The organism is Bacillus cereus group sp. BfR-BA-01356 (assembly GCF_022663635.1).
GTDB lineage: Bacteria > Bacillota > Bacilli > Bacillales > Bacillaceae_G > Bacillus_A > Bacillus_A cereus.
Genome location: NZ_JAKUFX010000216.1, coordinates 1 through 5044 on the forward strand (window position 1 = coordinate 1; position 5044 = coordinate 5044).

A 5044-nucleotide genomic window follows, 5' to 3' on the forward strand; every position below is an offset into this window, starting at 1 on the left:
TCGGCAACACTCTATCTACAAATTTAAGTATCTCATAAAAATAGATACTCTTGGGTTTATAGGTACATCCCGTCCCTAAAAAACCTAACTTAATCATACGAGGAGGTGTAATCGTATGGAATTTCTTTTGCAAATTTTGTTGGAAATTACAAAAACTATAGCTAGAGAAGGTATAGTTTTTGGATTTAAGAAATTAACGGCAAAAAAGCGCAAAAAGAAGACCACCCGTCTGCCTGCGAAGCGTGGGAAGTCTTCTTTTTGCGCAAATAAGCTTTAGTTGCAACCTTCCACCTTGCGGTAATTAGTTGCAGTGACGGGGTGTTGGAAGCACCTCGTCTACTTCATTTTATGCAAAACTTAGTTAGTTTATACTTCTATTTATAGTATAACAGTTTAGAAATGTATTTGTTAATAGTTTTATTTCTACTTTTACCTTGTATAGTAGGGAAGTAGGTTAGTATTGTCGGTTTTTGTCGGTAAGTCGATATATCTAGAAAATCGCTGATATATTCAAAAAATCGCCGGTATAATTTCATATACCGTTAAAACACCTCAAAAAAAAACGATTCGCATAATTTCAATTACCGCGAAATTCTCCCAGAAAAGAAAAAAAGACGCCACATAGCGTCTTTCCTACGAACGAAACGGAAATACAAGAATAATCGTCGTTCCTTTTCCGAGTGCACTATCAACGGAAATTGTTCCGTTATGAGCATGAACGAGCTGTTTTGTAATGGCTAGGCCAAGTCCAGTTCCGATGTTGCTTTCTTCTGTGTTTGTTCCGCGGTAATATCGTTCAAATAGAAGTTCTTTCGTTTTTTCATCCATTCCTTTTCCGTCATCTGAAATGGAGAGTGTAAAGGAATTAGCGTTTTGTGATAATTTTACGATGACAGTAGTTGTTTCGTTATTATGTTTTACAGCATTTACTAGTAAGTTTTCGATAATACGCTGGAACCATTTTTCTTCAATGAAATATTGAATTTTATTTGAGCTCGGTACGAATTCAATATTTTGATTTTGAAGTGTTGGATTATTAATAAATTGCAATAATACTTTTTGGACGAACTGATTGATTTCAACGTTTACGTGTTGGGCAGGAAGGCTGTTATTTTTTAATTGATACGTTAAGCTTAAATCATCAATTAATGTTGTCATATATTGAGATTTCTCTTTCATAACACTACCAAATTGCTGAATATCACGATCAGTCCAGTTATATTGATTCGATTCGAGTAATAATGCGTAGCCATATATAGAGCTAAGTGGTGTTTTTAAGTCGTGTGTTAGACCGGTAATCCATTCTTCTCGTGTTTGCTGGAGGACTTGCCTCATCGCATCATTTTTTTTGAGTGTAATAGAAAGGTGTTCTAGTGAACTTGTTACATCTCTAAACAAACGGAATGACCATTTTTCTTTACCAGATCGCCGGAACCTGACGGGTTTTCCTTTTTTACTAATAGGTTCTTCATACTTTCCACCAGCGATATTTTTAAGCCAGCGCATCGCATGTAATAACGGTTTCCCGAATTTATTACCGTACCAAATAGAAAGAATGACTAAATAAACAAATACGATAAGAAGGATTAATCCGCATCCGATGAGAAACTTCTTAGTAAATACATCTTCAATTTCGTCACCTGGATAGTAGTGCTCATTTTTTGAAGTTACAACGAGAAGGTTGCCACTATTTGCATCGTAAAAGCTAGACGTATTTTCTTTATGATTCCACGGTTCTTTTTCATTAAGGGCGATTTGTATTGCTGAAAATGTTTTTTTCTTTCCAGCTGGATAGGCAAAAACCTCTTCGCCATTTTGATTAAATATTTGAAGTGCTGCTTTTTCTTTAGACAGTAACTGTTTTTCTTGATCTGTTAATGTGAACGAATCCATCGTTAAAGAGGAGTGATCCTTTTGAATTGCTGTCAGTAACGCATTGCTTTTTAACATACCACCATAAATAACAAGTACTTTCTTTTCTTCTAATTCAATTTCCCAATATGTAAATTTATAATTACTTTCGATATGATGTTGTATATATGCGACTAAAGATGTCTTCGTATAAGCATTCGGAACATCATTTGGTGTATTAAAGTGGTAGAGGATTTTTCCGTTTTCATCTACAACTTGGAGCCAATCATTTTTCTCCTTTATTAAATCTTGCACTTCAGATTGTAACGAAATATGCCCATCTTCTGAAGAGATGTATCTTGAAATTGTAAAACTATCAGAATCTGGAATATTAGGTTCGTATAAAGTACTAGTAAGAAGAAAAATTAAATAAGTAAAAGCAGCAACTACAGCGATAAGTAATGTAACTAAAACAAAAACGTGTTGCATGATAAATTGAATAATAAGTCGTTTATTAAAATTCATATCGTCACCCTACTTTGTAACGAACTTATAACCAAGCCCGCGAACGGTTTTTATATATTCTGGTTTACTTGGATCATGTTCAATTTTTTCACGTAGTTTTCGAATGTGGACCATAACAGTGTTGTCATCGCCATTATAGGCAGGTGCTCCCCAAACTTTTTCGTATATTTCCTCTTTCGAAAATACGTAGTTCGGATTCTCGCAAAAGAAGAGTAGTAGTTGAAAGAGTTGAGCGGAGCATTCGACAATGTGCCCATCTACTGTTAGTTCTGCAGAGTGCTGATCAATTTCAAATCTTCCAAATGAAATCGAGTGTGATTTTTGTTCGTGTGGTACGGTTTGTTTCATATGTCTCCGAAGCTGTGCTTTCATGCGTGCTACTACTTCTAATGGATTAAATGGTTTCGTAATATAATCATCTGCACCGTATGAAAATCCGGATATTTTATCTAAATCAGATGCTTTTGCTGATAGGAAGAAAATTGGACAATCTGTTTGTTGGCGAATGATTGGACAAATATCAAAACCAGATTGTCCAGGAAGCATTACATCTAAAATAATTAAATCGTAATTGTTTTGCTTAGTTAGAGATAAAGCCATTTCAGCTGATGTTGCAGTTGTAATATGAGAAAAGCCTTCTTTTTCAAGAATGGTAGTTAGTAATTGTAAAATTGCTGTTTCATCATCAACGAGTAAAATATTTGCTTGGTACATAAACATCCCTCCTAATTTCCTCGAATATCATATCATCATTTTGTAACTTATGGAATTTTTAAGGAAATTTTAAGGTTTTCTTTCGCAAAAAATTAAGAATCAAATGATATGATAAAAGTAACATAGGGGAGGAGATGAGTGTGAACCCGTTTCAAGTGATGCGAGCTAGATATTTTTTAATTGTATTTGCACTATTAATTTTAATAGCGAGAAGTAGTGGCGATTTGCTAACAAGTATATTTCATATACAAAATTCTTCTTTTATAAATATTCTTATATTCTATATCCTTCCGATGGTATGGATTTCTTATGAGTATAGAAAGCACCACATTTCATTTTCATTATTTGTTAATAAAAATGAAACATTTAACTTGGTACAAGTTTTATACATTACGGTTATGTTATGCATGTTTAGTTACGGGTATCTTATTTTGTATATGTATAGTTTTGCATGGATTACACCGGACTTTATTATGAACGCCCTGCATGAACCAATTGTAGATAGTACTGGGGGATATGTATCTCAAGTCATTAGGGTCGTATTCATCGCACCAATTATCGGGGAATTTGTTTTTCGCGGATTTTTACTTCAACGTTTTGCAACAAAATGGGGAACGAGCATAGCGACCATCGTTGTAGCAATATTGTTTGCGTTGTTACATGTTGATTTCCTCGGTGCAGCCATATTCAGCATCGTATTGTCAATCGTATATATTCGTACGAAAAGTTTACTCATGCCAATTGCAATACATATGTTAAACAATGCATTTGTAATAGGTGCGTCTTTTCTAATAAGTAGAGAAAAAATTATGAGTTTTGCCGATTTCTCAAATTATACGACATTCTTTCCTGGACTTATTATTTTTATAACAGGATTAAACTTAGTACTTATCTTTTTATTTGTTAATCGCAAATATTGGAGTAAAGAAGTGCCGGTTATATATGCAGAGCAGGAAAAGAGCTTTTCAGATGTAGTCGGGAGTAAATAAGATGAAGAAGACGGTTGAAAAAATATTAAAAGACATTATAGATTCTACGTCTATTACAGATATGTGTGATAAAAGCGTTTGTCATTGGCTTCAACCTGTAGTAGATACGATTGTGTTTCCAGAGTATTACTTATTTTCTAGTACTCATTTAAAAGAAAATATTATTTCTCTTCTTATTGTGTTCGGGGTTTTACTAATATTTGGTCTAATTGTAGAAGAAATGATGAAGCGCATCTTCAGAAAGAATGAAGAGAAGTATATGTGGATTCATAAAGTATTCGAGAAAGTAATGGTGGCTTTCCTTTTGTTTTATGGTATAAAAACAATCATTTACTTTATAGCTTTGAAACATCATTAATTCGAAATTTGAAAGGGATGTATAAAATTATATGAATGAAACGATATCATCAAATAAGTTTTTTTATTTGATTTTACTTAGTCTAGTGTTAATAACGACAGTGAATGTTATTTTGCGCTGGGAGGAAGCTTATTTTTTCATGTATTTAGCGCTCCATTTGCTAGGGATTTTATGTATAAGTGGTGGAGTGGTTACTGAAAAAAAGAATGAAGAAAGCGTTAACTATATGTGTGTGATCGGTCTTGTTTTACTTTTAGCTGTACAAGGTATTATGAAATATAGTTCTTTCTCTTTACAAGATTTTAGTTTATTAATAGATGTACTTCCTTAAAGAGGCTTTTTATTTTATCTAAAAAGCAAGTAGGGTACGTGTTGGTTTGTAAGTGTGATCCTTATTACGGATTGTGAACCGAAGAAAGTGTTTAAAGATAGGTAAAACTCTTCTTATGTAGAAGAGTTTTTTTATGTAAATAAAAAGATCCAGAGCAATTCACATGCGCGACACGTTTCTCTATAAGCGTTTAGACGTGAAGTGAGAGTGTTGCTGAAATTTATCTTAAGCAACAATAACTAATATATCGAGAGTTGGAATGAAAATCGTCATGTT

The 5044-nt window shown here is 33.4% G+C and carries 6 protein-coding genes; 4 read left to right on the forward strand and 2 right to left on the reverse strand.

The genetic code is table 11. The features are described 5' to 3' along the window. The first annotated feature begins 115 nt into the window (after positions 1-115). Positions 116-277, forward strand: a complete 162-nt coding sequence (locus MR168_RS32170; protein WP_086411967.1) for a hypothetical protein — start codon at positions 116-118, stop codon at positions 275-277. Between the two features lie 356 nt (positions 278-633). Here MR168_RS32170 and MR168_RS32175 read toward each other — a convergent pair whose 3' ends face one another. Further along, a complete protein-coding gene (locus MR168_RS32175) occupies positions 634-2376 on the reverse strand; it encodes a sensor histidine kinase (protein ID WP_086411966.1) in 1743 nt (580 codons plus the stop codon). Between the two features lie 9 nt (positions 2377-2385). After that, positions 2386-3090 (reverse strand): response regulator transcription factor, encoded by a 705-nt coding sequence (locus tag MR168_RS32180; protein ID WP_000283871.1) that lies wholly within the window; start codon positions 3088-3090, stop codon positions 2386-2388. A gap of 140 nt (positions 3091-3230) precedes the next feature. On the opposite strand from MR168_RS32180, the gene MR168_RS32185 reads away from it, so the two are divergent. From MR168_RS32185 to MR168_RS32195, 3 genes are read left to right on the forward strand one after another with little or no spacing between them, the layout of a single operon-like run. Then, positions 3231-4079 (forward strand): CPBP family intramembrane glutamic endopeptidase, encoded by an 849-nt coding sequence (locus MR168_RS32185; RefSeq protein ID WP_001067985.1) that lies wholly within the window; start codon positions 3231-3233, stop codon positions 4077-4079. 1 nt (position 4080) lies between these two features. After that, complete coding sequence (locus MR168_RS32190; RefSeq protein ID WP_000754334.1) at positions 4081-4437, forward strand: hypothetical protein; 357 nt, start codon at positions 4081-4083, stop codon at positions 4435-4437. Positions 4438-4468: 31 nt separating this feature from the next. Next, positions 4469-4768, forward strand: a complete 300-nt coding sequence (locus tag MR168_RS32195; RefSeq protein WP_001006050.1) for a DUF2101 family protein — start codon at positions 4469-4471, stop codon at positions 4766-4768. Positions 4769-5044: the final 276 nt, after the last annotated feature.